The following is a 26,885-nucleotide window of genomic DNA, read 5'->3' as shown; positions in this document are numbered from 1 at the left end:
TTTGACCACGCACGCACCGCAGGCGGCGCAGTCCGTCACGCTGCCCACGACACTGAACGAAGCAGTGGCGGCCCTCACCGCCATGCCCGCCGCGGTCCCCGTGGCGGGCGGTACCGACCTGATGGCCGCCGTCAACTCCGGACAGCTCCGGCCCGCCGCCCTGGTCGGCCTCGGCCGGATCAGCGAGATCCGCGGCTGGCAGTACCAGGACGGCAACGCGCTGCTCGGCGCCGGACTCACACATGCGCGCATGGGCCGTCCCGACTTCGCGGCCCTGATCCCGGCGCTCGCCGCCGCCGCGCGGGCCGCCGGTCCGCCGCACATCCGCAACGCGGGCACCCTGGGCGGCAACATCGCCACGGCCGCGCCCACCGGCGACGCGCTGCCGGTGCTCGCCGCCCTGGAGGCGACGCTGATCATCGCGGGGCCGGGCGGCTCCCGCCGGGAGATCCCGGTGTCGCACCTGCTGGCCGGCGTGGAGATGCTCCGCGGCGGCGAACTGATCGGCTTCGTGCGCGTGCCGCTGCTGCACGCCCCGCAGGTCTTCCTGAAGGCCACCGGCCGCACCGGCCCCGGCCGCTCGGTGGCCTCCGTGGCGCTGGTCCTCGACCCCGCGCGGCGTGGGGTCAGATGCGCCGTCGGAGCCATAGCGCCGATGCCGCTGCGACCGCTGGAGGCCGAGCAGTGGGTGGCCCGGCTGATCGACTGGGACAACGACCGCGCGCTCGTCCCGGAGGCGCTGCACGCCTTCGGCGAGTACGTCGCGGCCGCCTGCATTCCCGACCCGGCACCCGAGCCGGACGGCTCGGTGCCCCCGCTTCCGCCTGCCGTACTGCACCTGCGGCGCACCGTCGCCGCGCTGGCCCGACGAGCACTGGGGAGGGCGCTGTCATGACCGACGAACAGCACGGAGAGGGCGCGCCCTCGGGTGGCGGCCGCTGGGACCCGCTGCCCCAGGGCGACTACGACGACGGCGCGACCGCCTTCGTGAAACTCCCCGAGGGCGGCATCGAGGCCCTGCTGTCCGGCGACAGCCCCCTGGCCGCGCCCGGGCACGGCTATGTGCCGCCGCAGATCGCGGTCGCCCCCGACGGCGAGACCTGGGGCGCGTCGGCCGACGGCGCCCAGTGGCCCGACCCGAACGCGGTCCCCCAGGAACGGCCCGTCGACGACCGGTTCACGTACCAGCCGGCGGCGACCCAGCAGTGGACGTACGAGGAGCCGCCGCCCGCGCCCGGTCACGATGTGACCGGGCAGTGGTCCATCCCGGTCGCGAGCGGTGATGTTCCGGACGAATCGGGTGAGTTCACCACATCCGCGCTCATGGAGCAGTGGGGCGGCACGCCGCCGGCGACCCTGCCGGGCGGTGCGTCCGCACCCTGGGCGACCGAGGTCCAGGGCTGGGAGCACCCCGCAGAGGCCCCAGAGGCGCCCTCAGGCGCCTCGACGGGCAACGGTGGCACTCTGGCCCCCGCCTTCGCCTCCGGGTCCGCTGACGCGACATCCGGGCCCGGCGCGCCCGCGGCGGATGAACCGGGCGATACGGGCGATACGGGCGAACTGCACCGGGGTGGCGAGTCACTTGACGCCACCGCACGCCGCGACTTCGGCGAGTCGCCCGGCACCGGCGGATCGCCCGGGGTCGGCCGGTTGCGCGCGGCCGCGGCCGGCCATACGGGCCCCGCGGGCGACACGGCCCTGATCGGCGGCGACCCGGCCCACGCGGGCGACGCGACCGCCGCCGGGCCGGCCCGGGCCCGCGCAGGCGACGACCCGCACGGCGCGCCCGCCCAGCACCCCACCGGGCGCTTCGACCCGCACCACCCCACCGACGACCCGCAGGCCGCCGACGGCGACGCGCCCGCACAGGGGCCACCCGCAGCCGACGACGAAAGCCGCGCGCCTGGTGCGGACGGGACGGAACACGCCGAGGGCGAAGCCGAGGCGGTCGACGACCACCCCCTGGCCTCCTACGTCCTCCGCGTCAACGCCACCGACCGCCCCGTCACCGACGCCTGGATCGGCGAGTCGCTCCTCTACGTCCTCCGCGAACGCCTCGGCCTGGCCGGCGCCAAGGACGGCTGCTCCCAGGGCGAATGCGGCGCCTGCAACGTCCAGGTGGACGGCCGACTGGTCGCCTCCTGCCTGGTCCCCGCGGTCACCGCCGCCGGCAGCGAGGTCCGCACGGTCGAGGGCCTCGCCCAGGACGGCCGGCCCTCCGACGTGCAACGCGCGCTCGCCCTCCGCGGAGCCGTCCAGTGCGGCTTCTGCGTCCCGGGCATGGCCATGACCGTCCATGACCTGCTGGAAGGCAACCCGGCCCCCACCGAGATGGAGACCCGCCAGGCCCTGTGCGGCAACCTCTGCCGCTGCTCGGGCTACCGGGGTGTCCTGGACGCCGTCCAGGAGGTCGTCGCCGAACGCGAGGCGCACGCCGCCGCCGACGCTGAGACGGACGGCGACGAGCCCCGTATTCCGCATCAGGCGGGACCGGGAGCCGGCGGCGTCAACGCGTCGGCGTTCGACTCCCCGGGCACCTTCGCGTCCCCCGCCCAGCGCGAGCAGTCGTCGTACGACGCCCGGCGCGAGCAGTCGTACGACCAGTCGTACGGCGGTGACCAGACGTTCGGCGACCAGAGTCAGAGCTACGGCGACCAGCCCTACGGCTCGGACGGAGGCCAGGCGTGACCAACGAGACCGTCACCACGACCACCGCCGCGGAGAGCCCCGTCCCCGCCCCCGAGCCGCTGCCGCACGGCCTCGGCGTGTCGCTGCCGGCCGCCGACGCGGGAGCGAAGACCGAGGGCACCTTCCCGTACGCGGCCGACCTGTGGGCCGAGGGCCTGCTGTGGGCGGCCGTGCTGCGCTCCCCGCACCCGCACGCGCGCATCGTGTCGATCGACACCAGCCACGCGCGCGAGATGCCCGGCGTCCGGGCCGTCGTCACCCACGAGGACGTGCCCGGCACCCCCCTCCACGGCCGGGGCACCCCGGACCGCCCGGTGTTCGCCGCCGACGTCGTACGGCACCACGGCGAGCCCATCGCCGCCGTCGCCGCCGACCATCCCGACACGGCCCGGATGGCCGCCGCCGCCGTCATCGTCGAGTACGAGGCGCTCGACCCGGTCATCGACCCCGAGCAGTCCTTCGAGGCCGAGCCGCTGCACCCCGACGGCAACCTGATCCGGCACATCCCGCTGCGCCACGGCGACCCGGACGCGGCCGGCGAGATCGTCGTCGAGGGCCAGTACCGCATCGGCCGCGCCGACCCGGCCCCCATCGGCGCCGAGGCCGGACTCGCCGTGCCCCGCCCCGACGGCGGGGTCGAGCTGTACCTGGCCTCCACCGACCCGCACACCGACCGCAACACGGCCGCCGCCTGCTTCGGCCTGTCGCTCGAACAGGTGAAGATCGTCGTCACCGGCGTGCCGGGCGCCACCGCCGACCGCGAGGACCAGGGCTTCCAGCTGCCACTCGGCCTGCTCGCCCTGAAGACCGGCTGCCCGGTCAAACTCACCGCCACGCGCGAGGAGTCCTTCCTCGGCCACGCCCACCGCCACCCCACCCTGCTCCGCTACCGGCACCACGCCGACGCCGACGGCAAGCTGGTCAAGGTCGAGGCCCAGATCCTGCTCGACGCCGGCGCCTACGCCGACACCTCCGCCGAGTCCCTGGCCGCCGCCGTCTCCTTCGCCTGCGGCCCCTACGTCGTCCCGAACGCCTTCATCGAGGGCTGGGCCGTACGCACCAACAACCCGCCCTCCGGCCACGTCCGCGGCGAGGGCGCCATGCAGGTGTGCGCCGCCTACGAGGCGCAGATGGACAAACTGGCGAAGAAGATCGGCATCGACCCCGCCGAGATCCGCCTGCGCAACGCCCTCGCCACCGGCGACGTGCTGCCCATCGGCCAGACGGTGACCTGCCCGGCCCCCGTCGCCGAGCTGCTCCAGGCGGTACGGGACTTCCCGCTGCCCGCGCTCCCCAAGGACACCCCCGAGGACGAGTGGCTGCTCCCCGGCGGTCCCGAGGGCGCGGGCGAGCCGGGCGCGGTGCGCCGGGGCGTCGGCTACGGCCTCGGCATGGTCCACATGCTCGGCGCCGAGGGCGCCGACGAGGTCTCGACGGCCACCGTCAAGGTCCACGACGGCATCGCGACCGTGCTCTGCGCCGCCGTCGAGACCGGCCAGGGCTTCACCACGCTGGCCCGCCAGATCGTCCAGGACACCCTCGGCATCGACGAGGTCCACGTGGCCCCGGTCGACACCGACCAGCCGCCGGCCGGCCCCGGCTGCCGCGGCCGCCACACCTGGGTCTCCGGAGGAGCCGTCGAACGCGCGGCCAAGATGGTCCGCACCCAGCTCCTCCAGCCCCTCGCCCACAAGTTCGGCATGTCCACCGAGCTGCTCCAGATCACCGACGGCAAGATCACGTCGTACGACGGCGTCCTGTCGACCACCGTCACCGAGGCGATGGACGGCAAGGAACTGTGGGCCACCGCACAGTGCCGCCCGCACCCGACCGAGCCGCTGAACGCGGAAGGCCAGGGCGACGCCTTCGTCGGCCTCGCCTTCTGCGCGATCCGCGCGGTCGTCGACGTGGACATCGAGCTCGGCTCGGTACGGGTCGTGGAGCTGGCCGTCGCCCAGGACGTGGGCCGGGTCCTCAACCCGGCGCAGCTCAACGCGCGGATCGAGGCCGGTGTCACCCAGGGCGTCGGCATCGCGCTCACGGAGAACCTGCGCACCCCGCGCGGGCTGATCCGCCACCCCGACCTCACCGGATACGCCCTGCCGACCGCCCTCGACGCGCCGGACATCCGGATCGTCAGACTCGTCGAGGAGCGGGACGTGGTCGCCCCCTTCGGCGCAAAGTCGGTCAGCGCGGTACCGGTCGTGACGTCCCCGGCGGCCATCGCCTCCGCCGTCCGCGCGGCGACCGGCCGCCCGGTCAACCGCCTCCCGATCCGCCCGCAGGCGGCGGTGGTCACCGGCCAGTGAGCCTGGCCGTCGTCGTCCTCGCCCCCAGCCCCGAAACGGTGGCGGAACGGGAGGCGGGGCGGCCGAAGACCGGGTACGGACCCGCGTGGACGATCGCCGACCTGGACGCGGAACTACGGCTGCGCACCCAGGCGTTGGGTCTGTGGCTGGACACCTCGGCGTTGACCGTGGAACAGACGGTGGCGGCGATTCTCACCGGGACGGAACGGGCGAGGGTCGCCTGACGTCTCTTTTCCACGGGGCGTTGTCAGTGGCGCGGCGTAGTGTTCTGGGCAGTGGGGACGGCCGTTTCGGAGGGGAAGCCCGAACGGCACACCATGCCCTGCTCAGGACGGCCTACGGCACACCACTCCGACCCACTTGCATTTCCTGAACACTTTGATCGCGGGGGCAGCGATGAGCACGACCAGCACGACCGGCAGCGGTGCGGCGGCGATCACGCTGACCGAGGCAGAACTGGACCGTTACATCACGCACGAACCGACCCGCATGTGGCTCACCGGCCCCGGACTCCCCGACACCGGCGGCCTGTTGACGTTCGAACCGCTCCGCACGGCCGGCCTGCGCACGCTCGCGGACGTCGCGGACATCACGGCCGGCCCGTCCCGGCTCGCGGAGGAGCTCCGGGACCGGCTGGTGATAGGCGAACTGCTGGCCCCGGCCGGCCTGGACACGGAGTCGATCCTCCTCGACGGCGGCACCGGCGAGATCAGCACGGCGTACCTGGTCGACCCGGCCGACCCGCGCCCGCTGGCGCCCTCGCTGGAGACGCTGCTGCGCTTCGCCGCGGTCACCGAGGAACTGACGGGCCTGCGCGGCCGTTTCGCCTCCCTCGCCGGGACCTACGGCACCAAGGCGGCCACCGAGGCCTCCCGCAAGCTCCTGGAGCTCTTCGAGGAGGGCACGGCCGGCCGCGTCCCGCCGTACTGGAAGGCGACGGCACTGATCCGCCCGCTCAGCCTGATCGCGGGCCCCGGCACGGGCTCCGGGCTCACCGTCGACCTGCCGGCCCGGCTCCTGGACCAGGAGTTCGGGCAGGGCCGGGTGGCCCGCTTCGAGGAGGTCGACTTCCCGCCCACGCTCGCCCATGAGCCGACCCGCCGCTTCCTGCGCGAGACCGGCCTCCCGGAGCACGCGGTCCTCTTCCACCTCGACCCGGACGCCCCGCTCCCCACCCTGCGGGAGTACTTCACCGACATCCACACCGGCGACTTCCCCCTGGACGCCCTGCCGCCCCACGCCGACCACCTCATACGCCTCGGCTACCTGGTCGAGGACAACAGCCTGGTCGTGGACGGCACCACGGGCGCGATCCTCAACTTCTCCGAGCCCGAGGCGACCCTCTACCCCCTCAACACGGACATCTCCACGCTCGCCTTCACCCTGTGGCTCCTCCACCACGAGCGCACCATCGACGAGCACCTGGGCCACGAACTCACCACGGAGGCCTACGACCAGCTCGCCGCGACCATGCTCCACACCCTCGCGACCATCGACCCGACCCCCACGACGATGGACGCAGATTGGCACTACTGGACGGAGCTGTTCCAGGACGAGGCGGGCGGGGTGCTCTGAACGGCCGTGGGCAAGGGGCGAGGAGCCGGCTCACCGGGCCCCGGCGGTAGGCGTGGACGACCGCCCGGACGCGGTCGCGCAGGCCGAAGGGCGGCACCCCTTCGGGGATGCCGCCCTTCCGTTCTGCCTGGTCAGGCAGGTGGAGGCCGTGGCGGGAATCGAACCCACGTAACTCGCTTTGCAGGTTTGTCCGTCCCGGCTGGGCTTGAACCCACACGCATTCGCGGGCGTTCAGGCTCGTACGATCGCCGCATGCGGCGTGGTGGAGCGAACGTCTCTGAACCAGCGCGCACTACGACGAACGAGACGGAAACTGAGACGGGCACGCCCTGCCAAGGGCGAGCGCTGGCCTTGTTCCGACCGAACGCAGGTCCCCCCAACCGTTGCTGCCGGGCTGTGTCATTGACGACTCGCAGTCAGGGTCTTCTGGGTCCAGCCAGCCAACTGGTGAAGCACCTGAACGGCCCGTAGGGCTCCCCTTGCAGTGAACGGCAGGACAGCCAGTGCCGGCAGACAAGCGATGGTCACTAGGGTCACGGGCACGAGGCAGAGAGCAACCAGCAAGACCCGTTGTGCAGTCCGTGAGACCGCGATAAGACGCGGCAAGAGGTGTGGCGAAACCAACGTTTGCTCCTAAGGAGGGGTGGTGGACGCATGCCACCTTGCTGCCGAGGAGCCGTTGCAAGTAGCCACATGTGTTGACTTCTTGGTGCAACAATAAATCGGCAGCGATAGGGGGGGCGCTTTGGAGCAAAACAGCAGGTCGGACGGGCGGCGCTCGGAAGTCGAGCTGAGCACTCTGCCTGAGGTTGCAGCATTGGCAACAGAGTTGACGCTGATGTTCAAGAGCCTTGGAGTCACACAGCAGCAATACGCAATTAGGACCAATTGGGACAAAAGTTACGTATCACGCTTTCTTAATGGCCGTCGTGTGGCAACTCAGGAGTTCATTGATCGTCTGCTGCGCGAAGTCGAAATTTGTCGCCACACGCCAGTAACGGATCAAACGCGGAATCGCCTCGGTGAGCTGCGGAGAAAGGCCCTCCGCGCTTATGATCCGGAACTGTGTCGCCTTGAGATTCTTCGAGATGAGGTCCATAAATCTCAGCGTGAGGTAAATCGCCTGCTGATGCATCAAGAGGCGCTCGAAGGTCTACTGGAGCGGCGACAGTCAGAAGCAGATAGCCTCCGTAAGGAATTGTCGCAAAGCCAGGCGGATTGGGTTGCTGATCGAGTTCAAGGTGAAGCCAGAATTTTGCAACTGGCGGGCGAAGCGGCAAGGCTAAAAGATGAGCGGGCCGAACTGCTTCAGGAGATTACGCGGCTTAGGGAGGAACTTAAGGCTACGGTCGAACAGAAGGAGGTTGCCGAGCAGCGGTGTGCTCTGCTGGAAGAGCAGGTGATGTCAGTAGAAATCGAAATGGCTCAACAGCGAGACTCTGATGGTGTTGATGAAATTGGTGTGCCAGTGGAGTATATCCAGGCGAAACTGGCGAACGCGGATGAAAGTGACGTCTACCGGGAGCTTTCAGAGTTTGCCATCAGTCGCTCTAGTGCCGATGTGGCGCGACTGTGTCTCTGGCTCGCTCTCAATTTGGCTTCCGAGTATGCGAGTCAATTGGTCGTCGACTACTGTCGACAGCGGGCAATAACTCACTCTGTTCGTCTGGTTCTATGCATCGAAGGACTTGGTTATCCCGACGGGTGGGATGCGCAAGTGGATGCAGTGTCGAATTCTCTAGTCCGTGTTGTAGCCCGGCGCTCCCTGAGCGAATTCCTAGAGTTTTGCACGCTTCTGGCGGAAGCTCGGCGCTATGATGCCCCTAGTTGGGAAGTGGTCTCTCTGGATGCTGCTGCCTATAGCTGGCTTTCGCATGATAGGCGTAGACCTGGTAGGGCCGAGAACCTTCTTCAAGTTCTCGATCACCTTGATGAGCTAGGTGAAATGGAGGCTTGGCAGAATGTTATTAAACGGTTTGCGATTGTCGGGGTGACATCGCAATACGCTCGCGCTATCGCGGAGTCGGGGCGTGAAGACTGCATTCGTATTTTTGTGCAGAGGTGGCTTCGTGGTGTGAAGTCGAATTCAAGTCCCTATCGAACAGCCAGGGGATTGGCGACGGCTTGTAGGTTCTCCAACCGCTCTATGGCTGACATGATGATTCGCGGTGTGTGTGATATTAATAGCGCTGAGGATGTTGCAAGAATGTTCCTTTCGGCCTTTGATCAAGATAAGCCTAAAAAAGAGCTAGGAAGGCGCTTGGCTATAGAGATTGTCCGTGGGGGCCTCGCTCGCCCGGTACGAGATTTCATCGCTCCCGAGCCAGCTCTGGCATTCCATGAAGAAGGGTGGCGAAATGTAGAGATTACGCCTCTCATGCGACAGGCCCTTGACTTGCTCGACGAAAGTGAGCGGAGGGCAACTAAGCAGTCCTGATTCGGGTGCTAATGGAAAATTGGCACAACCGGGGGTGGATTCGTAGAGTGTATTCCGAACGTGGCATCCTTGGTGATGAGTGACGAGCGATGCGAGAGGAGTTGAGGTGCCGGAGGCTAGTCCGCGCGGGACCTTCAAACAGATTGCGGACGCGTTGCGGGCCCAGATCGTCGATGACTCAGAGATGTCAGTGCTGCCCCCGGTCTCGCAACTTATGGAGAGGTATGCCGTCTCGCGTGGTGTTGTCCTTCGGGCGTTTCAGGTGCTACGGCGGAATGGCGATGCAGAGCCCGTACCCGGCGGGCGCTGGCGTGTGCTCAGGCGGGGGGCCGCCGTGGACCGTCGGCCGCTGGAGGAGCAGATCGCGGCCGTCATCACGGATGAGCGCTTGAAGGTCGGGGCACCGTTTTTTAGTGCGTCTGCGCTCGCCAGCAGGTTCGGAGTCTCACGGCCCACCGTGACCAAGGCTCTCGACAAGCTGGAGGCGGCTGGCGTGCTGGAGAGCGGTGGGCAGGGCAAGGTACGGACCGTCCGGGCCGTGCCGAATCGAGAGGAGCGTTCGTAGCTTGTCGGAGCTGACGGAGTGGGCGTATCCCGTGGCTGAGTCTCTGCTGGCTGAGCCGCTGCCGCGTCGCTGGAAGCATTGCCTCGGAGTGGCCGAGCGGGCGCGCACCATTGCGCTCATCCTCGGGGAAGACGCCGAGTTGCTGGAAGCCGCGGCCGTGCTGCATGACATCGGCTATGCGCCTGACCTCGCCAAGACCGGTTTCCACCCGCTCGACGGCGCCCGATACCTGCGAGACGTCGCCAAGGCAGACGCAAGGGTCGTGCACCTGGTGGCGCATCACTCCTGCGCGTGGATGGAGGCGGAAGCGCGCGGCATGCGCGAGGAGTTGGAGGGGGAGTTCCCGCGCGAGAGCGCGCACTTGAACGACGCCCTCTGCTACTGCGACATGAACACCACGCCGGATGGCACCCCCACGAATCCCGTGGACCGAATCAACGAGATCGCCGGCCGATACGGGCCGGAAAGCCTGATCGGTACGTTCATCCGTCGCGCTGAACCCGAGATCCTGGCGAGCACGGCGCGCGTCTTCGAAAGGGTGGCTGCCGCCAAGCGTCAGCCGATGTAGGGAGTCGGCCGGGCCCGGTCCATCGCGTGCTCGATACGCAGACGCATGGTGGGGTGGACATCCAATTCCGCTAGGTCCGCTGGGTCCACCCAGCGGACTTGCGTCGTCTCGTTGCTCGTCCGCAGGTCGCCGCCCACCGGCCGGGCGCGAAAGCAGATGCTGAACTGCTGGCGTACCTCGCCGTCGTCGTACTGCATGACGTGCCCCGGGTCGGTGTAGATCCCGGACATGTCTACGACTTCGGCCTTGATGCCGGTCTCTTCCCAGACCTCGCGGACCACCGTGTCACTGATGGATTCGCCCACGTCGTGACCGCCGCCCGGAAGTGCCCAGCGACCGTTGTCGGATCGCTGAATCATGAGCACCTGCCACGCGTCGTTCTGGACGAACGCGACGACCGAGGGAACGACTGAGTTGGCCGGCGGGGCGTCCGGGTCGTGCAGGTAGTCAATGCGTCCCATGATCAGGCTCCTGTGATGTCGTGTTCGGCTACTGGCCTGGCGCCTTCCCAGGTCTGCTGAACGCTATTGGCAAAGGTGTCGAACAGGCTGCCTCCGGGGAGCTGCCGCAGGTGAAGCACGGGCGCCATGTAGGCGCCGATGCCGTACACGTGCGTGTTGGCCAACATCTCGTCATCGGCGCGATAGATCGAGTTGTAGAGCACTGTGTCGTGCAGACGGAACGCAATCTCGGGGTGGCTGGTGAACAGCGGACGATAGTTGACCAGCGCATTGCGGATTTTTCCGTCCATAGTGCGGTGTCCTTCGTCAATGCCGCGTCGGATGACGGCTTCGCACTCCGGGTCGCCCATGAGTACTCGGATGCGTACGCCGCTCTCAGACTTCTCCTTCAAGGTCGAGAAGAAGAGCGGGTCCTCTGCCAGGTAGATGCCGGCATACACAAGGATGTCGATGCGCTCCGTGGCACGCTCGCACATCTCCCGCCAGAGACCTGCAGGCACGACGTGCCGATGCGGGTAGACGGCCAAGATCTCGGCCTTGCTCAAGTCGGCTGCGGAGTCCTGAGTCCGGGAGTCCTCCCACAGCGTCGTCACGTCGACCTTGAGTGCTGCTGCGGTTGTGTACTGGTGGCGCCGGTACGGCACCTTGTCCTGCGTGATCCAGCGCTCGACTGTCTTCGGGTTGACCTCGATCGCGTCCGCGAGGCTCTGGACGGTCATGCCACGGGCTAACAGGGCTGACCGCAAACGCTCGTTGGGCATCTGCACCCCTTCGAGGGACATCTAGGGACCTCTTGACGGTAGTGAGCTGATCGGGAGCTGTCCAGGTAAGGGGTGACCAACTCCCCTGACCTGCCGCGATTCTGAGTGTGCGCCAAGAAGTCCCGGTGCGAAACCAAGAGGTTCCGTCGATGTACTTGACGGATCCATGTGCGGTACCTGTAAAACAGGTACCGCAGCGACGACGCCCGGAGGGCCCTCGAAAGGGGCTCGAAGGAAGCGCCTGTTCCTTGAGAACTCAACAGAGTGCTTTGAGATTGGCGGGGCTTGTCCCCGTCCCCGTGGCGGCCGGGTGATGTCCGTCGGCCCCGGTATCCAGCCGTGAGGGCGCGGATTCGACGTCCGCCCGGGGTCACTTGGCCCGCCGCGACGTGCGGCGTTGGCCTACATCTCCGGTCGCGGCGGCACTCCCGGACAAGGACAGCCCGCCGGGCCGGATCTCCATCCCGACGCAGAGGAGTTCGCTACCGATGCAGGCTGCCACGTTCGCCGCCGTGTTCATCGCCCTGTACGTCGCCCACAGCGTGGGTGACCACTGGGCACAGACCTCGCACCAGTCCGCGCTCAAGGGCCGTCCCGGATGGGTCGGTCGGCTCGCGGACGCGCGGCACGTCGCCACCCTGACGCTCACCAAGCTCGCCGTCCTCATCCCGGCCGCCGCGCTGCTGGGACTGCACCTGTCGGTGCCCGGCACTGTCACCGGCCTCGCGGTGGACGCGGCCTCGCACTGGTGGGCCGACCGCCGCACCACCCTCGCCCGGCTCGCCGCACTGCTCGGCAAAGGCGAGTTCTACCGGCTCGGTGCCCCGCGCGCCGGCCGTGACGACAACCCGCACATCGGTACCGGCGCGTACGCGCTTGACCAGTCCTTCCACCACCTGTGGCTGCTGGTCGCCGCGCTGGTCATCGCCACCGGCTGACCCCGTTCTTCGCGGGGCGGTTCGCACTCCCGGACAGGACAGCCGACCGCCCCGCGTCCCTTCCCGACGTTCAAGGAGAGACCCACCATGCGTATGCGTACCTTCGTCGCCGGCCAGGAAGCGCACGGCGACACGGAGTTCGCGGAACTGGCGCTCGGCATTGACTTCGACCTGTTCCGGGGCCCGCTGGAGTTCGAGACCGACGGCGACCGCGAGGCCCGTGAGGACGTGGCCCGCGAGGTTCTGCGGGACCTGCGTGAGATGGGCGAGGCCGGTGACGAGATCGCCGGTTGGGACGCCCTTTACGCCGACGCGCTGACCCGTACGGTGCCGTTCCTGCGCGCCGCTCGCGGCTACCGGCCGATGACGGGGGAAGCGGCATGAGCTACGCCCTCACCCTGGAAGAGCTGACGCCCGCGCTGCGGGTGTTGCGGCTCATCGCTGCCGAGTGCGCGCATCTGCCGGCCCCGTTCGTGCACCTGACGCCCATCGAGCCGGAGCGGCTGGAGCTGTCGCTTCACGACGTTGACCTGACGGGCGACACCTTCACCGTGTTCGAGCTGTGGCGGGAGGCGCTCAGCATCCACCCTGACGCGGTGACCTTCCGTGTCCAGGGCAACGGCCGTACCCGCGTCCTGCGTGCGACCAGCCCCTACGGCGGCGGCGAAGTCACGCTGACCGCCTACGCGGACACCGCGGCCGTCGTCACGACCACGACGGGGGGTGCGGCATGAGCGAGTCCGGCAAGCCTTTGACATGGACTCAGATCGGTGTCCTGACAGCCGCGTTCGTGCCGATGCTCGCCACGGGCGTGGTCGGCGGGTTCGGTACGTACAGCAACATCGGGCACGCCTATGGCACGGGGACCGCGCTCGGTGCTTTGGGGGCCGGTGAAGGCGCCACGGCCGTCCTCGCCCTGGTCCTGCTGGGGTTGACCCTGCTGGGGCAGTCCTCGCCGCGCGTCGTGCGGATCGGGCTGTGGGCGCTGCCGGCCGCCGCTGCCGTCATGGGCGCGATGGCCGCGCCGGACTTCGGCCGGACCGTGATCTACGCCCTGACTCCGCTGGGCATGTCGGTGTCGGCGGAGGGCATGGCGTTCTTGGCCCGCCGGATCGTCGTCCACACGGACGGCCGCGACGCGGAACACGAGCAGCGCACCGCCGACATCGTGCAGGCCCTCGCCTACCACCGGGCCCGTGCCGCCCATCACCCAGTCGACCGGGTTCGCAAGCGGTCCGATCGGGCGTCGTGGCGCCTGGCCCGCAAGGTCGGCGTCGGTGACGTGGCGCTCGGATCGAGGCTGCTGGACGTGCAGCGCGACCGGATCACGGACGGCGCGGACGCGGCTCTTGCCTCGATGTTCGGCACGCCCGCTGCGATCCCCGCCAAGGTCGCAAATGTGGAGGAATCGACTGTAAGTAGTCGAGAACGGTCTACCTCTGACCTGCCCGTATCGACCCCGGCCACGGTCGTGGTCACGCGGCTGGTGGTGCCCGCTCCGGCGCCGGTCGACCTCGGCAAGTCGGGTGTCGGCATGAAGCCGATGCCCGCTGTCGTCCCGGCCGTGAAGCCGGTTCCGATCGCTCCGGCGCCCACCCGTTCGGTGCCGGCCGCGGCGACCCCGCCGCGTCGGGCGACGGGCCGTGTCCCGGTCGCCGCCAAGTCGACCCGGACCCGCCGCACCCCCGAACAGCTCTTGGCGGAAGCGCGGAAGGCGACGGCCGGATGGACGGACGCTGAGGTGACCGGGGAGGGCATCCGCCGGGCCCTGCGCACCTCGCCCGCCAACGCCCGCATGGTGCGTGACGCCCTGCTCGCCGAACGCGCCACCCAGGTGGTGACGCCGTGAGCACCCTCGCCGCGCTCTTACCGGCCGTGCCCGCTCTCGGGTGGGCGGTCCACGCCCGGTGGCTGCACTCACGGTTGACCACGGCCCGCCGTGACCCGCTCACCGGGTTGTGGACTCGGGACGCGTTCACCCGTCGGGCCCGCCGCTTGCTGCGCGACCCGCGCGCCGTGGTCGTGCTGGCGGACGTCGACCACTTCAAGCAGATCAACGACACCCACGGCCACGCGGCCGGTGACGTGCTGCTCACCACAGTCGCCGACCGCCTCGCCCACGGCACCACCCCCGGCGGTGTCGCGGGACGGCTTGGAGGGGACGAATTCGCCGCCGTCGTCATCGACCGCGACGGCACGATGGCCGACCGGCTGTACACCCTCGCCCGCGTCCTCGCCCGGCCGGTCGACACCGCCCCCGCCGTGCACACCACGGTGTCCCTGGGGTGGGTACGGGCCGGTGACCATCCCGCCGAGGACCTGTCCGCGCTGCTGCGCCGCGCCGATGAGGCCATGTACGCGGCCAAGCGGTCCGGCCGGTCCGGTCCCCGGCGGGCCCGCCTCGGGCGGCTGCTCGGATCGGTCGCCGGTCGCAGGCCGGGACGGCGCGGGGCGGCGTGAGCGCGCTGCCGGTCTTCCGGTGGCACCTCGCCCCGGACGGCTACGCCACCCGCCGCCAACTGCGGGCCCGCAACCTGCGCCCCGGCGGTCAGGGCGTCGCTGCCCAGCTCGAACGCCCCCGGCGGCGGGGCCGCCCGCCGCTGGTCGCCTACCTGTACCGCGTCGACCTCGCCAAACCGGTCCGGCCGATGACACCGGGCCGGTGGCAGGCCCACGCCGCGATGATGCGCGCCCGCCGCACTTGCCCCGAGTGCCGCCGGGACGCCGGATACGTCATCCCGCCCACGCTCGGAACCTGCGTGACCTGCGCATACCCCGAGGAACAGAGCGCCGCCTGACCCACACACGGGGCCCGGTCACGACCGACCAAGACAGCGGCCGGGCCCCACGCCTCCCCGAGAGAAGGAACCCTCAGTGAAGCACCCCGACGACGACAACGAACTCTTCAACCGACTCGAAGCCGAGATGACGGCCGACGAACTCCATGTCGTCGACAACGGCCGCGACCTCGACGCGTTCCGCGACCTCGACTCCCGCGTGGTCGACCTCGACAAGGCGCGGTCGGCCCGTACCGAGTCGGCCGACCCGACCACCCGACCCGATTCCGACCCGGCGGCCGACTCCGAGCCCGGTCGGTCGGGTGCCGAGTCGGGCGACCCGACGGCGCGGGTGTTGGTCGACTCGCCGTCCTTGAAGGCGGCCGGTCCCGGCTACCTCGGTCGGCTGGCCGCCGCCAAACGTCGCCCGGTCGTCCCCGTCTGGCTGCGGTCGCTCGCCGAACTGCGCACCGCATCCGCGTGGGTGGCCCGTCACTACGCTCACGCGGCCGGCTACCACGCCCTTCGCTCCCCGGTCTACGCCGGCCGTCTCGCCCTGCAAGCCCCCGCGGGGCTGGCGAAGTTCGTGGGCGGCACGATGCGGTGGATGGCCGACCGCGAGGGCGAACCGGTCCGCCTCGCCGCCGTCCGGCGCGAGGACGCTGCCGAGTACCTGAAGCTGTCGCGGCAGCGCGACGGCCGGGTACGCCTGCGCACCCTCGTGGCTGTGCTCGGGATGTTCATCGGCCTCGGGGCCGCGCTGGCCATCTACGTCCTCGCCCCCGACTGGCTGCAAGCCCTGTCGGTGAGTGCGGTCGTGATGGCGCTCGGTGCGGCCGGCCGCAAGGCCGACAACCCGGTCATCCACCGGGCGGTGGAACTGCCCAAGGCCACCAAGCTCACCAGTGACATCGTGCTGCGTGCGCTCGGTGCGATCGGCATCCCGGCCATCAACCAGGCGCAGGCCAAGGGCCGGGACGGGTTCGAGTTCACCGCCCCGATCACCCGCGACGGCCCCGGCTGGCGCGCAGAGGGCAACCTCCCCTTCGGCGTGACCGTCACCGACGTGATCGAGAAGCGGGAACGCCTCGCCTCCGGCCTGCGCCGGCCGCTGGGCTGTGTCTGGCCCGAGGCGGAGTCGGAGGAACACCCCGGACACCTCGTTCTGTGGGTGGGTGACCAGACCCTGAAGGCCGCGCGCAAGCCGGTGTGGCCGCTGATGAAGTCCGGCACGGTCGACCTGTTCAAGGCCATCCCGTACGGCACTGACCAGCGCGGACGCTGGGCCGAGGTCACCTTGATGTTCATCGCCGGGATCATCGGCGCGATCCCCCGCATGGGCAAGACCTTCCTCCTGCGCCTGCTGCTGCTCATCGCCGCCCTCGATCCGCGTGCGGAGCTGCACACCTACGACATGAAGGGCACCGGCGACCTCGACCCGGTCGGCGAGGCGGTCTCACACCGGCACGGCGTCGGCGAGGAAGACGAGACGATCCGCTACGCCCTGGCCGACTTCCGCGCCCTGCGCGAGGAACTGCGCCGCCGCACCAAGGTGATCCGCTCGCTGCCCCGGGACATCTGCCCCGAGTCCAAGGTGACCAGCCAACTCGCCGACAAGCGTTCACTCGGTCTGCACCCGGTCATCATCGGGGTGGACGAATGCCAGGTGCTGTTCGAGCATGCCGAGCACGGCAAGGAGTTCGAGGAGATCGCAACCGACCTGGTCAAGCGCGGCCCCGCCACCGGGATCGTGCTGCTGCTGGCCACCCAGCGGCCGGACGCGAAGTCGCTGCCCACCGGCATCAGCGCGAACGCCAGCACCCGCTTCTGCCTGAAGGTGATGGGCCAGACCGAAAACGACATGGTGCTCGGCACCTCCAGCTACAAGCGGGGCGTGCGGGCCACGATGTTCGCCTGGGGTGACAAGGGCCTGCACTACTTCGTGGGCGAGGGCTCCGACGCCCGGATCGTCTCCAGCACGTTCCTGGACGCGCCCATGGCCGAGAGCGTCGCGGCCCGCGCCCGCAAGATGCGCGAGAAGGCCGGACTGCTGTCCGGCTACTGCCTCGGTGAGACTGCCGAGGCGGTGACCGGCCCGGCCTACGACCTGCTCGCCGACGTCGCGGCCGTCGTGCCGGAGGGCGAGGAGCGGGTGTGGAACGAGCGGATCGCCGTCCGTCTCGCCGAACTGCGGCCCGAGGTCTACGGCGGGTGGAAGGGCGAGAACGTCACGTCCGCGCTCAAGCCGCACGGCATCAAGACCCGCGACGTCGCCGGCACCACGGACGACGGCACCCGCACCACCCGCCGGGGCATCGTCCGCGCCGACCTCCTCAAGGCGATTGCGGAGCGTAACGAAACTCCGGGCGCGGCGTAGGTCTGACGGGTGCTACCGGTAGCACCCACACCTGCTACCGGTAGCACCCCCGCTAGCACCCCAAACTGCACCCCATCTGCGATCTAGCGTATAGCACCCCGCCTGCGGAAACCCTCGAAAACCGCCTGGAAGGCCCCTGATGACCCCCACTGTCCTTGCTATCTCCTGCCTGATAGTCGTCACGCTCAGTTATGGCGGGTTGTGTGCGGTCTCGCCGTTCGGTGACTGCCGCCGCTGCCGTGGCATGGGCAACGCCCTCAAGACCGACCGCAAGGGACGTCTCAAGCGCGGCAAGGACTGCCGCCGCTGCAAGGCCACCGGCAAGCGCATCCGCACCGGCCGTTGGCTCTACAACCGCTGGGCCCGCGTCTACCGCGCCGGCACCGACACCCCGGGAGGCACCCGATGACCCTGACCGTCTCCGCCGTGCTGCTGTTCGGCGCCGCGTCCGCGTTCGCCGTCAAGACCAAGTCCGCCGGGGGCTTCGCCGCCACCGTGTTGTTCCTGTTCGGGTTCTTCGTCGCCGGGACCGGCGCGTACGAGCCCATCCACAACCTCGTACAGGCATCCGCCGACGCCATCGCCCAGCTCGGCAACTGACCGGAGGAACCAGTGAACGAGCCCACCCCCGCGCCGGTCCGGACCGGCGTCCCGCTCACGGACGACGAAGCCGCGACCGAAGCGCGCCGGATCATCGCCGACGCCTACCGGCCCGCTCCCGACGTCCCGACGTCCTACCGCGACACCAGCCCGCTGCCCGCCTACGGCGACACGCCCCCGGTCGCGCAGCAGGGCACCCCGCCCATGTCTCAGCGGGCCGTGGACACCGGCCGGCTCATGCTCACCGCCGGACTGTCCACCGTCCCGCCCGGACTCATCGCCATCGGGGTTCTCATCGCCTCCCGGGACGCCGACCCCACGGTCATCGGCATGATCTGCGCCGCTCCGGCTGCCCTCGCCGTGCCGATCCTCGCTCTCGCCCGCTTGTTCACCCGCGTTGCCGAGGCCGCTCCGGATGAGCACCACCACCACTACAACGGCCCGGTCTGGCAGGAGAACACCACCACCCACACACACGGACTGATCGCCCGCACCCGCAACGAGCACCACGGCTGACAGGAGAAGACCGACATGAGCGCCACTCTGATCCCCGTCGCGGCCCGCATCGCCGCCGCGCTGAACACCGCCAACGGAACCAGCGAACACGAGGCCGCCATGCGGCTGATGAAGGTCGCGGAAGAGGCCGCCGAGGCATCCGCTGCGTACATCGGGATGACCGGCCAGAACCCCCGTAAGGGCATCAGTCACACCACCGCCGACGTCGCCGACGAACTGTGTGACGTCATCATCGCCGCCACCGTCGCCCTGCATTCCTTCACCGCGACCCCGGCCGGCGACCTCACCGCGAAGCTCGACGCGGTTGCCCGCCGCCTGGCGGCCGGCGCCTCGCAGCGCGGCCTCTGAATGTGCCCGTGGGCGGTGGCACTCCCGGACAAGGACAGCCCACCGCCCACGGTCTCCGAGTCCCGACGTAGCAGAACAGGAGACCTACAGCATGACCCAACTGCGTGTTTTCGGCGAGGGCCCTTCGGCCCTGGCCACCCTTTCGGGGCGAGTGCCCCGGCCGCGCCTGCTGGATCTGTACTGCTGCCAGGGCGGTGCGGCCAAGGGGTACACCGATGCCGGGTTCGAGGTGACCGGCGTCGACAAGGACCCTCAGCCGCGCTACCCGTACCGGTTCGTGCAGGCGGACGCCATCGCGTTCGTCCTCGAACACGGGGCAGAGTTCGACGTCATCCACGCCTCGCCGCCGTGCCAGCATGACAGCGACTGCCAGCGCATCCAGGGCAACACCCATCCGGACCTGATCGCCCCCACCCGCGCCGCGCTGGAGTCCACCGGCCGCCCGTGGGTCATCGAGAACGTGCGCGGTGCGCTGCCCAAGCTGCACCGCCCGGTGATGCTGTGCGGACCCATGTTCGCGGTGGCCACCTACCGGCACCGCTACTTCGAAGCGGGCGGCGGCTTCCGGCTCCCGCAGCTCCCGCACTCCGACCACACCGTTCCCCAGGCGAAGATGGGCCGCCCCGTACCGCCGGGCCACTACGGGCAGTTCGTCGGCAACTTCTCCGGTGTCGCCCTCGCCCGCCGGATGATGGGCGTGGGCTGGATGAACCGTGACGGCATCCGCGAGTGCATCCCGCCCGCCTACGCCCAGTGGATCGGCCGGGGCTTCCTCGCCGCCCTCGCCCTGAGTGAGGCAGCATGAGCGCGCTGCCTGAGGCATTGCGGGTTGCCCTTGCCCTCGCGGCGGCCGGTGTCCCGGTGCTGCCCCTGCGGGCGGGAAAGGTCCCGTTCGGCAACTGCCGCACGTGCAAGGCCAACGCGTGCGGTGGCCGGCCCAACATGATGGCGGCGGGCCCCTGCCGGTGCCCCGCGCCGTGCCACGCGTGGGCCGCGGCAACCACCAACCCTCACGTCCTTACCTCGCTCGTGTGGGTGCCGGTGTGGCGTGAGGCGGTGGCGGTCGCCTACCACCCCGGCGGTGCCGGGCTGACGGTCGTCGACCTGGACAATGCGGCGGCCGTCGCATGGGCCCGCGAGACCCTGCCCGCCACCCGCACCGTGCCGACGACGCGGGGCGAACACTGGCTGTACCAGGGCACCATGCCCTCATCGAACGGGGTCCGCCCGGGTGTCGACGTCAAATCCCTGACTCAGTACGCCCGTTGGCTCGGTCCCGGGACCGGACGGATGGCCGTGCTCCCGTCGGCCGTCCGCACCCTGCTGGTGAAGGAAGACACCACCCCCGCCCGGCGCGGGGTGGCCTCTTCTCTCCCCGCCCGCGCCCCGTGGGACCGGGCGGTGGCCACCGGGTGCCGCCACACCGAGCGCTACGTCCGCACCGGACTGGAACGCGGCCTCGCCCTCGTACGGGCCCGCACCGAATCCGGCGCCGGCTCACAGGCGTTCGGCGTCGCCCGGTTCCTCGCCGCACAGCACACCGCATGTCCCGGCCCCTGCGGACTCCCGGAGATCGGCGAGGAGATCACGGCCGCCGCCGTCTCCGTGGGCGTCCCGGAGGCCTATGCGCGCCGCGCGGTCGCCAACGGCCTTGAGGCGGCTGTGGAGCGCGCGGCATGAACAAAGCATCCCGAACTACCGCGAACGGCCCTCAGGGCGCCGTACAGGGCCCGCCACGGCCGTCCGTGGGCGAACCGAAGGTCGCCGCCCGCAAGGGCGTCCATATCGCTGTTGGTTCTGACCCGCAGACGGTCACCGCCGAAGGGAGGGCGGCCTCATGAGTCCACAGCCTGTGGACAGCCCCGACCTGTGGGCCGGATTGCCCTCCCTGGAAGACCCGCAGGGCGAGGACGACGCGGCACCGGACGTGTGGGAGGAACCCATTCCCCTCACCGGTCAGCGCCGGCGTCCTCCGTTCCCCGCCCACGTCTTCCCCGCATGGCTGGGGGAGTTCGTGGCGGCCGTCGCGGAAGAGACGCAGACCCCGGCGGACCTCGCTGGATCGGTCGCCCTCGCCGTGCTCGCCACGGCGGCCGGCGGCCGGTCGGTGGTCCACGTGCGTGGCAACTGGCGTGAGCCGACCAACCTCTACACCGTGGTCGCACTCCCGCCCGGCAACCGCAAGACCGCCGTGTTCACCTTGCTTACCAACCCCCTGTACGAGGCGGAGAAGCAGCTCAAGGCAGCCATGAAGCCGGTCATCGTGGAAGCGGAGCTAACGGCGAGGCTGGCCAAGGAGGCAGCGGACAAGGCCGCCGCCAAGGCCGCGTCCGCCGACGGCGACAAGCGGGACGAGATCGTGGCCACCGCCGTCGGACTCGCGCAGACCGCCGACACCCTCACCGTGCCGGCCGAACCCCTGTTGCTGGCGGACGACTGCACCCCGGAGACGGTCACCTCGCTCATCGCGGAACAGGGCGGGCGGCTGTCGGTGATGAGCGATGAGGGCGGAATCTTCGACATCATCGCCGGCCGCTACTCGGGCAGTCCCAACATGGAGGTCTTCCTCAAGGGCCATGCCGGGGGGCGTCTGAGGGTGAACCGACAGACCCGCCGCGAGTACGTTGACGCCCCCGCGCTGACCATGGGATTGGCTGTTCAGCCCGATGTGCTTGTGGACATGGGGAAGATCAAGGGCGGGAAGGGGCGCGGTCTGCTGGGCCGCTTCCTGTACTCGCTGCCGGTGTCGATGGTCGGCGAGCGGAAGGTCATCACCGATCCGGTTCCCGAACCGACGGCCGCCACCTACACCGCCCGGATCATCGACCTCACCCTGTCCCTCGCGGGATGGACCGACCCGGCCCTCATCCAGCTCACCCCCGAAGCGAGCGCGGCCCTGATCGCCTATCAGGAACGGGTGGAGCCGTGGCTCAAGGAGCGCGGCGGGAAGCTGGGCCACATCACCGACTGGGCCGGGAAACTCGTCGGGGCGACCGCCCGCATGGCCGCGCTGCTGCACCTCGCCGAACACGGCGGCAACGGCTACGCCCACCCGGTCACCGAAGACACCATGCGCGCGGCCATCGAGCTGGGGGAGTACTACACCGCCCACGCCCTCGCCGTGTTCGACGCCATGGGCGCCGACCCCGTGGTCGGCAGGGCCCACAGCGTCCTGGAAGCACTGCGGGACAACGGATGGGAGGACGTCAGCCGGCGGGACGTCTTCAGCGTCCTGTCCCGCAGCGAGGTGCCGACCGTCGCCGACCTGGAACCGGCCCTCGCGCTGCTGGAAGACCACGGATACCTGCGGTCCTACCAGCCCGAGCGCACCGGCAAGCGCGGACGCCCACCGGCACCCCGCCTCACCGCCCACCCGTCCCTGCGCCACGGCGGCCGGTGACCCCCTCCCGCGCGGACAACCCCTCCCGCACAAACCGCAAAATCCGCAGAAATCCCCGGACACCACGCTGACCTGCGACGGGTCACCACGCCGACCCCGGCCGGGGGCCCGTCGCACAATCCCGCGATGTTCCGCAAAAAACGGAGTGCCATCCCGCCCACGGGGACCGGCTGACGGCCGCCCCTGATTTTTGCGGAATATCGCGGGTTTCTGCGGAGCACCACCCGGCACCACCCGCACACCGCATCACCGCAGGTCATCCACCCTCCCCGGGTTTTCTGCGGATATTGCGGTTTGTGCGGCGGCACTTGCCCCTGAACTCAGCCTCACAGGAGTGAGCCGTGGACGACCCCACCACCCTTCCCCTCGCCCCCGCCGACGACCCGACCCTTGTCCTCCTCAAGGTCGAAGAGGCCGCCCGCCGACTCCGCGTCGGCCGCACCACCTGTTACGCCCTCATCCGCACCGGCGAATTGGAATCCGTGACGGTCGGCACCCTGCGCAGGGTCCCGGCCGCCGCCGTTCCCGAGTACGTCACCCGTCTCCGCACCGCCCAACGCGCCGCTTGACGACGCCCGGGGCGGCGGCACTCCCGGACAGGACAGCCCGCCGCCCCGGTCCCCATCCCGACACCCAGAAACAGGAGCCTGCCTGTGGCAGAGGACAGGAAGAAGCGCACCCGACAGCCCAACGGCCGTAGCTCGATCTACTTGGCCAAGGACGGTAAATGGCACGGTCGTGTGACCGTCGGCGTCCGCGACGATGGCACGCCGGACCGTCGCCATGTCGAGCGCAAGACCAAAGCTGAGGTAGCGGAGGCTGTTCGAGAGCTGGAGAAACAGCGCGACACCAAGACCGTGAAGAAGCCGGGCAAGGCGTGGACGGTCAAAGCGTGGCTGACGCACTGGGTTGAGAACGTCGCACCCCTCGCTGTCAACGACAACACGATGGTCGGGTACGGCGTCGCGGTCCGGAAGCACCTCATCCCCGGCTTGGGCGCTCACCGGCTCGACAGGCTCAAGCCCGAGCACATCGAGACGTTCTACGCCAAGATGCAAGCCAACGGCAGTAAGCCCGCCACCGCTCACCAGGTGCACCGAACCTTCCGCGCCGCCCTCAACGAGGCCGTACGGCGCGGCCACCTCGGGAAGAACCCCGTCCTTTTGGCCAAGGCCCCGAAGACGGGGGATTACGAGGTGGAGCCCTACAGCGTCCAAGAGGTACAGCGACTGTTGAAGGCCGCTGACCAGCATCGCAACTCCGCACGATGGGCCGTCGCGCTCGCCCTCGGACTGCGTCAAGGGGAGGTACTGGGGCTGACGTGGGACGACGTCGACCTTGAGGGTGGATTCCTCGTTGTCCGCCGTAGTCGCCACCGCCCGCAGTACGCCCACGGGTGCACGGAGCCCTGCGGACGCAAAGCCGCCGGGTACTGCCCCCAGAGACGACGAACCAACCCCGAGTTGTCCACGACCAAGTCGCGCGCCGGTCGGCGCGCGGTCGGTCTCCCCGATCAGCTCGTCGACCTACTCCGTACGCACCTCAAGGCGCAGAGAGCAGAGCGAACGAGGGCCGGGAAGCGCTGGGAAGAAAACGGCCTGGTCTTCCCGGATGAATACGGCCGTAGTCCGTCCCACCGCCGGGACTGGACCGAGTGGAAAGCTCTGCTGACAGAGGCGAAAGTCCGGGACGGGCGCCTGCACGACGCGCGTCACACGGCCGCCACGGTCCTACTCATCCTCGGTGTCCCCGAGCGAGCCGTCATGGGCCTCATGGGGTGGTCGACCACCGCCATGGCTGCGAGGTATCAGCACATGGTGGATGCTGTACGGACGGATATCGCGCGGCAGGTGGACGGCTTGCTGTGGATGCCCGGAGACGAGCGGCGGGGTGAGTGATTGGGCGCGGGACGGTTGCTGTGCGGCCGTCCCAAAGGCTCGCTATGTAATCCTGCGCTCGCGTAGGTTGCGCTCGTGGATGCAGCCGTAGCCGGACTGGTTGGTGCGCTTGGTGGCGCCGTGCTGGGTGCAGGGAGTGCTTGGGGAGCGGCGGTGGTCGCTTTTCGAGCCGCGAGATACCAAGCAGACAGCCAGGCTGAATCGCAACATCAGCAATGGCTGAGGCAGGTTCGCCGCGAGACATACAGTGCGTTTCTGAAATCCGCGGACGCATGCCTGACGCATCTGTACGTAGTACCAGCATCCCGCGACCTTCCCTTGGACGAAGCGGGGCAGGCGGAGCGGCGTCGACGCCGTCGTGCTGCCACGGCCGAGCAAGAAAAGTTTGAGGCCGCGCGAGCGAACCTCGATCTGGAGGCCCCGGCGGAGATCAGGAATTTGGCAGGCGAACTCGCTCAGCACTTCACGGCCCTGTTTATGCCTGACTACTGGACTTGGAGTGAACCCCGCAATGCGAGTACGCCGCCGCCGTCCAGCCTGTTGTTGCCACATACGCAGAAGGCAGAGCGAGTTGCGGAGCTTATAAGTGAGATCAAGCGACGATGTCGGGAGTCCCTGACGAGTGACCAGTGAGCCTTGACTAGCGCGCTGCTCTTCCTGGAGGGAAGGGAGATGCGCCTCCCGCAACGCCACCGGTCGTCGCGAGTGATTGCCTGTCGACCTGGGAGCGATCGGTTGCCGCACGGGGTTGGGGCGCAAGGTCGTCAACTGAGACGGGAACTGAGACGGACGACCGAAAGGGCGGCGCCCCCTCCGGGGTGCCGCCCTTTCGTTCTGCCTGGTCAGGCGCTGGAGGCCATGGCGGGAATCGAACCCGCGTAACTCGCTTTGCAGGCGAGTCCCTAAACCACTCGGGCACACGGCCGTCGCCGACTTCGTCCTGGTCGGGCCTGTCGGTGATTTGAAGGTACGGGGGAGCGGGGGCGGGGCTCAAGGGGAGCGGCGGGGCTGCAACGGGACTGCCATGCGGCGTTCATGAATGGGGGGGGCGAACGGCGGGTCTACGACCAAGGTCCGAGGTGGGGTGGGGCTCGGGACAGGGGCCAAAGCGGGGATTGGGGCTTACCTTGGTCGGTATGACCGCTCTTGGGCCCAGCGACGCCGTTGTCGCAGATGAGACGACAGATGACGCGGCCCGAGGCACGGGTGTGCTGGGGCGGTCGTACCGGGCGCTGAGCGTCGGGATCGTGTCCGTGGTGCTGCTGATCGCCTTCGAGGCGACCGCCGTCGGGACGGCGATGCCCGTGGCCGCCCGGGAGCTGGACGGGGTGTCGCTGTACGCGTTCGCCTTCTCCGGGTACTACACGACCAGTCTCTTCGGGATGGTGCTGTCCGGGCAGTGGTCGGACCGGCGGGGGCCGCTCGGGGCGCTGACCACAGGGATCGGGGCCTTCGCCGCGGGGCTCGTCGTCGCCGGGACCGCTCAGGCCATGTGGGTGTTCATCCTGGGGCGGGCCGTGCAGGGGCTCGGCGGCGGGCTGGTCATCGTCGCGCTGTACGTAGTGGTGGGGCGGGCCTATCCGGAGCGGCTGCGGCCCTCGATCATGGCCGCCTTCGCCGCCGGCTGGGTGGTGCCGTCCATCGTCGGGCCGCTGGCCGCCGGCGCGGTGACCGAGCACCTCGGGTGGCGGTGGGTGTTCCTCGGAATCCCGGTGCTCGTGGTCTGTCCGGTGGCGCTCGCCCTGCCCCGGATACGGCGGCGGGCCGGCGGCCCGGTCGCGGAACGGGCGCGGGAGACCTTCGAACGGCGGCGAATCCGGCTCGCGTTCGGTATCTCCGTCGGCGCGGGGCTGCTGCAGTACGCGGCTCAGGACCAGCGGTGGGTCTCCTTGCTGCCGGGGGCCGTCGGGGGTGCGCTGCTCGTCCCCGCCGTACTCGGGCTGCTGCCGCGCGGGACCTACCGCGCGGCCCGCGGGCTGCCGTCGGTGGTGCTGCTGCGCGGGGTCGCGGCCGGTGCGTTCGTCTCCGCCGAGTCCTTCGTGCCGCTGATGCTCGTGACCCAGCGGGGGCTCTCGCCCACCCTCGCCGGGTTCTCGCTGGCGGCGGGCGGGGTGACCTGGGCGCTGGGTTCGTGGGTGCAGGCGAGGCCGCGCGTGGCGCCGTACCGGGAGCGGCTGATGACCCTCGGGATGGTGCTGGTCGCCGCGGCGATCGCCACCGCGCCCAGCGTGCTCGTGCACGGCGTGCCGGTGTGGATCGTCGCCGTCGCCTGGGCCTTCGGCTGCTTCGGGATGGGCCTGGTGATCGCCTCGTCCAGCGTGCTGATGCTGCGGCTCTCCGCCCCGCAGGAGGCCGGCGCCAACTCGGCCGCCCTGCAGATCTCCGACGCCCTGTCGAACGTCGTCCTGCTCGCCGTGGCCGGCGCCGCCTTCGCCTCCCTCGGCGGCGGCAGCATGACGGGGACGGCCGGTTCCGGTTCCCACCCGGTCGCCTTCGCCGTCGTGTTCCTGCCGATGGCCGCCGTCGCGCTCGTCGGGGTGTGGGTGACGACCCGGCTTCGTGACGACCCGGCTTCGTGACGACCCGGCTTCGTGACGACGCGGCTTCGTGACGACGCGGCTTCGTGATCTGTGACGTGAGTCCCACCCGAGGGTGAGGCGGGCTTGT

The 26,885-nt window shown here is 69.7% G+C and carries 26 protein-coding genes, 1 tRNA gene and 1 pseudogene; 25 read left to right on the top strand and 3 right to left on the bottom strand.

Going from position 1 to position 26,885, the window contains the following annotated elements:
* The first annotated feature begins 1 nt into the window (after position 1).
* The 8 genes and pseudogenes from ABZ642_RS29550 (at position 2) to ABZ642_RS29515 (ending at position 10,142) form a co-directional block, all read left to right on the top strand.
* The gene (locus tag ABZ642_RS29550; protein WP_360489483.1) at positions 2 to 895 is read left to right on the top strand and encodes an FAD binding domain-containing protein; all 894 of its coding nucleotides are present in this window, start codon (positions 2 to 4) and stop codon (positions 893 to 895) included.
* The gene (locus tag ABZ642_RS29545; RefSeq protein ID WP_360489482.1) at positions 892 to 2,688 is read left to right on the top strand and encodes a 2Fe-2S iron-sulfur cluster-binding protein; all 1,797 of its coding nucleotides are present in this window, start codon (positions 892 to 894) and stop codon (positions 2,686 to 2,688) included. The genes ABZ642_RS29550 and ABZ642_RS29545 overlap by 4 nt, the downstream gene beginning before the upstream one ends.
* Positions 2,685 to 4,997, top strand: coding sequence for a molybdopterin cofactor-binding domain-containing protein (locus ABZ642_RS29540; RefSeq protein WP_360489481.1), 2,313 nt, complete (start codon positions 2,685 to 2,687; stop codon positions 4,995 to 4,997). The genes ABZ642_RS29545 and ABZ642_RS29540 overlap by 4 nt, the downstream gene beginning before the upstream one ends.
* A 2-nt stretch (positions 4,998 to 4,999) precedes the next feature.
* Positions 5,000 to 5,221, top strand: a pseudogene (locus tag ABZ642_RS29535) (phosphotransferase); the annotation flags it as partial.
* Between the two features lie 172 nt (positions 5,222 to 5,393).
* Positions 5,394 to 6,572 (top strand): SUKH-4 family immunity protein, encoded by a 1,179-nt coding sequence (locus ABZ642_RS29530; RefSeq protein WP_360489480.1) that lies wholly within the window; start codon positions 5,394 to 5,396, stop codon positions 6,570 to 6,572.
* Between the two features lie 745 nt (positions 6,573 to 7,317).
* Positions 7,318 to 9,009 carry a helix-turn-helix domain-containing protein gene (locus ABZ642_RS29525; protein ID WP_360489479.1) on the top strand — a complete coding sequence of 564 codons (1,692 nt, stop codon included), beginning with the start codon at positions 7,318 to 7,320 and terminating at the stop codon, positions 9,007 to 9,009.
* Positions 9,010 to 9,193: 184 nt separating this feature from the next.
* The gene (locus ABZ642_RS29520; protein ID WP_360489559.1) at positions 9,194 to 9,574 is read left to right on the top strand and encodes a GntR family transcriptional regulator; all 381 of its coding nucleotides are present in this window, start codon (positions 9,194 to 9,196) and stop codon (positions 9,572 to 9,574) included.
* Position 9,575: 1 nt separating this feature from the next.
* Positions 9,576 to 10,142, top strand: coding sequence for an HD domain-containing protein (locus tag ABZ642_RS29515; RefSeq protein ID WP_360489478.1), 567 nt, complete (start codon positions 9,576 to 9,578; stop codon positions 10,140 to 10,142).
* Here the strand turns inward: ABZ642_RS29515 and ABZ642_RS29510 are convergent.
* Both ABZ642_RS29510 and ABZ642_RS29505 read right to left on the bottom strand, forming a co-directional pair.
* Entirely contained in the window at positions 10,130 to 10,603 is a 474-nt protein-coding gene (locus ABZ642_RS29510; protein ID WP_360489477.1) for an NUDIX domain-containing protein, read from the bottom strand. The two genes, ABZ642_RS29515 and ABZ642_RS29510, sit on opposite strands and share 13 nt — an antisense overlap.
* A 2-nt stretch (positions 10,604 to 10,605) precedes the next feature.
* Positions 10,606 to 11,364, bottom strand: a complete 759-nt coding sequence (locus ABZ642_RS29505) for an XRE family transcriptional regulator (protein ID WP_360489476.1) — start codon at positions 11,362 to 11,364, stop codon at positions 10,606 to 10,608.
* 488 nt (positions 11,365 to 11,852) lie between these two features.
* On the opposite strand from ABZ642_RS29505, the gene ABZ642_RS29500 reads away from it, so the two are divergent.
* The 16 genes from ABZ642_RS29500 (at position 11,853) to ABZ642_RS29425 (ending at position 24,218) form a co-directional block, all read left to right on the top strand.
* Positions 11,853 to 12,302 (top strand): transcriptional regulator, encoded by a 450-nt coding sequence (locus ABZ642_RS29500; RefSeq protein WP_360489475.1) that lies wholly within the window; start codon positions 11,853 to 11,855, stop codon positions 12,300 to 12,302.
* Positions 12,303 to 12,395: 93 nt separating this feature from the next.
* Positions 12,396 to 12,686, top strand: a complete 291-nt coding sequence (locus ABZ642_RS29495; protein ID WP_360489558.1) for a hypothetical protein — start codon at positions 12,396 to 12,398, stop codon at positions 12,684 to 12,686.
* Positions 12,683 to 13,036: a hypothetical protein gene (locus ABZ642_RS29490; RefSeq protein ID WP_360489474.1), complete on the top strand. Its 354-nt coding sequence runs from the start codon at positions 12,683 to 12,685 to the stop codon at positions 13,034 to 13,036. Before ABZ642_RS29495 ends, ABZ642_RS29490 begins: the two co-directional genes overlap by 4 nt.
* Positions 13,033 to 14,151 (top strand): conjugal transfer protein, encoded by a 1,119-nt coding sequence (locus ABZ642_RS29485; RefSeq protein WP_360489473.1) that lies wholly within the window; start codon positions 13,033 to 13,035, stop codon positions 14,149 to 14,151. The genes ABZ642_RS29490 and ABZ642_RS29485 overlap by 4 nt, the downstream gene beginning before the upstream one ends.
* The gene (locus tag ABZ642_RS29480) at positions 14,148 to 14,762 is read left to right on the top strand and encodes a GGDEF domain-containing protein (protein WP_360489472.1); all 615 of its coding nucleotides are present in this window, start codon (positions 14,148 to 14,150) and stop codon (positions 14,760 to 14,762) included. Before ABZ642_RS29485 ends, ABZ642_RS29480 begins: the two co-directional genes overlap by 4 nt.
* On the top strand, positions 14,759 to 15,100 hold the full coding sequence (locus ABZ642_RS29475; RefSeq protein WP_360489471.1) for an RRQRL motif-containing zinc-binding protein: 342 nt from the start codon (positions 14,759 to 14,761) through the stop codon (positions 15,098 to 15,100). The genes ABZ642_RS29480 and ABZ642_RS29475 overlap by 4 nt, the downstream gene beginning before the upstream one ends.
* A 76-nt stretch (positions 15,101 to 15,176) precedes the next feature.
* Positions 15,177 to 17,456: a cell division protein FtsK gene (locus ABZ642_RS29470; RefSeq protein WP_360489470.1), complete on the top strand. Its 2,280-nt coding sequence runs from the start codon at positions 15,177 to 15,179 to the stop codon at positions 17,454 to 17,456.
* 139 nt (positions 17,457 to 17,595) lie between these two features.
* Positions 17,596 to 17,865 carry a hypothetical protein gene (locus tag ABZ642_RS29465; RefSeq protein WP_360489469.1) on the top strand — a complete coding sequence of 90 codons (270 nt, stop codon included), beginning with the start codon at positions 17,596 to 17,598 and terminating at the stop codon, positions 17,863 to 17,865.
* Entirely contained in the window at positions 17,862 to 18,056 is a 195-nt protein-coding gene (locus ABZ642_RS29460) for a hypothetical protein (RefSeq protein WP_360489468.1), read from the top strand. Before ABZ642_RS29465 ends, ABZ642_RS29460 begins: the two co-directional genes overlap by 4 nt.
* A 12-nt stretch (positions 18,057 to 18,068) precedes the next feature.
* Positions 18,069 to 18,572 (top strand): hypothetical protein, encoded by a 504-nt coding sequence (locus ABZ642_RS29455; RefSeq protein ID WP_360489467.1) that lies wholly within the window; start codon positions 18,069 to 18,071, stop codon positions 18,570 to 18,572.
* A 15-nt stretch (positions 18,573 to 18,587) separates the two neighbouring features.
* Positions 18,588 to 18,920, top strand: coding sequence for a hypothetical protein (locus ABZ642_RS29450; RefSeq protein WP_360489466.1), 333 nt, complete (start codon positions 18,588 to 18,590; stop codon positions 18,918 to 18,920).
* 91 nt (positions 18,921 to 19,011) lie between these two features.
* Positions 19,012 to 19,725 carry an SAM-dependent methyltransferase gene (locus tag ABZ642_RS29445; protein ID WP_360489465.1) on the top strand — a complete coding sequence of 238 codons (714 nt, stop codon included), beginning with the start codon at positions 19,012 to 19,014 and terminating at the stop codon, positions 19,723 to 19,725.
* Entirely contained in the window at positions 19,722 to 20,600 is an 879-nt protein-coding gene (locus ABZ642_RS29440) for a bifunctional DNA primase/polymerase (RefSeq protein ID WP_360489464.1), read from the top strand. The genes ABZ642_RS29445 and ABZ642_RS29440 overlap by 4 nt, the downstream gene beginning before the upstream one ends.
* A 172-nt stretch (positions 20,601 to 20,772) precedes the next feature.
* Entirely contained in the window at positions 20,773 to 22,320 is a 1,548-nt protein-coding gene (locus ABZ642_RS29435) for a YfjI family protein (protein ID WP_360489557.1), read from the top strand.
* Positions 22,321 to 22,661: 341 nt separating this feature from the next.
* Positions 22,662 to 22,889: an excisionase family DNA-binding protein gene (locus tag ABZ642_RS29430; RefSeq protein ID WP_360489463.1), complete on the top strand. Its 228-nt coding sequence runs from the start codon at positions 22,662 to 22,664 to the stop codon at positions 22,887 to 22,889.
* Between the two features lie 84 nt (positions 22,890 to 22,973).
* Entirely contained in the window at positions 22,974 to 24,218 is a 1,245-nt protein-coding gene (locus ABZ642_RS29425; RefSeq protein ID WP_360489462.1) for a site-specific integrase, read from the top strand.
* Positions 24,219 to 25,068: 850 nt separating this feature from the next.
* Here the strand turns inward: ABZ642_RS29425 and ABZ642_RS29420 are convergent.
* Positions 25,069 to 25,143: transfer RNA gene (locus ABZ642_RS29420), tRNA-Cys, on the bottom strand.
* A 211-nt stretch (positions 25,144 to 25,354) separates the two neighbouring features.
* Here ABZ642_RS29420 and ABZ642_RS29415 point away from each other — a divergent pair.
* Positions 25,355 to 26,797, top strand: a complete 1,443-nt coding sequence (locus tag ABZ642_RS29415) for an MFS transporter (protein WP_360489461.1) — start codon at positions 25,355 to 25,357, stop codon at positions 26,795 to 26,797.
* Positions 26,798 to 26,885 lie beyond the last annotated feature (88 nt).

This window comes from Streptomyces sp. NPDC007157 (genome assembly GCF_040634235.1).
In the GTDB taxonomy this organism is placed as follows: Bacteria; Actinomycetota; Actinomycetes; order Streptomycetales; family Streptomycetaceae; genus Streptomyces.
This window is presented reverse-complemented; position numbering and strand designations above follow the sequence as displayed.

Bases quoted from the DNA above. Each gene is read 5' to 3' on its own strand.
- ABZ642_RS29445 (WP_360489465.1), top strand. From the start codon at position 19,012: ATGACCCAACTGCGTGTTTTCGGCGAGGGCCCTTCGGCCCTGGCCACC.
- ABZ642_RS29510 (WP_360489477.1), bottom strand. From the start codon at position 10,603: ATGGGACGCATTGACTACCTGCACGACCCGGACGCCCCGCCGGCCAAC.
- ABZ642_RS29505 (WP_360489476.1), bottom strand. From the start codon at position 11,364: ATGCCCAACGAGCGTTTGCGGTCAGCCCTGTTAGCCCGTGGCATGACC.
- ABZ642_RS29545 (WP_360489482.1), top strand. From the start codon at position 892: ATGACCGACGAACAGCACGGAGAGGGCGCGCCCTCGGGTGGCGGCCGC.
- ABZ642_RS29490 (WP_360489474.1), top strand. From the start codon at position 12,683: ATGAGCTACGCCCTCACCCTGGAAGAGCTGACGCCCGCGCTGCGGGTG.
- ABZ642_RS29465 (WP_360489469.1), top strand. From the start codon at position 17,596: ATGACCCCCACTGTCCTTGCTATCTCCTGCCTGATAGTCGTCACGCTC.
- ABZ642_RS29450 (WP_360489466.1), top strand. From the start codon at position 18,588: ATGAGCGCCACTCTGATCCCCGTCGCGGCCCGCATCGCCGCCGCGCTG.
- ABZ642_RS29495 (WP_360489558.1), top strand. From the start codon at position 12,396: ATGCGTACCTTCGTCGCCGGCCAGGAAGCGCACGGCGACACGGAGTTC.
- ABZ642_RS29440 (WP_360489464.1), top strand. From the start codon at position 19,722: ATGAGCGCGCTGCCTGAGGCATTGCGGGTTGCCCTTGCCCTCGCGGCG.
- ABZ642_RS29520 (WP_360489559.1), top strand. From the start codon at position 9,194: ATGTCAGTGCTGCCCCCGGTCTCGCAACTTATGGAGAGGTATGCCGTC.
- ABZ642_RS29415 (WP_360489461.1), top strand. From the start codon at position 25,355: ATGACCGCTCTTGGGCCCAGCGACGCCGTTGTCGCAGATGAGACGACA.
- ABZ642_RS29460 (WP_360489468.1), top strand. From the start codon at position 17,862: ATGACCCTGACCGTCTCCGCCGTGCTGCTGTTCGGCGCCGCGTCCGCG.
- ABZ642_RS29530 (WP_360489480.1), top strand. From the start codon at position 5,394: ATGAGCACGACCAGCACGACCGGCAGCGGTGCGGCGGCGATCACGCTG.
- ABZ642_RS29485 (WP_360489473.1), top strand. From the start codon at position 13,033: ATGAGCGAGTCCGGCAAGCCTTTGACATGGACTCAGATCGGTGTCCTG.
- ABZ642_RS29500 (WP_360489475.1), top strand. From the start codon at position 11,853: ATGCAGGCTGCCACGTTCGCCGCCGTGTTCATCGCCCTGTACGTCGCC.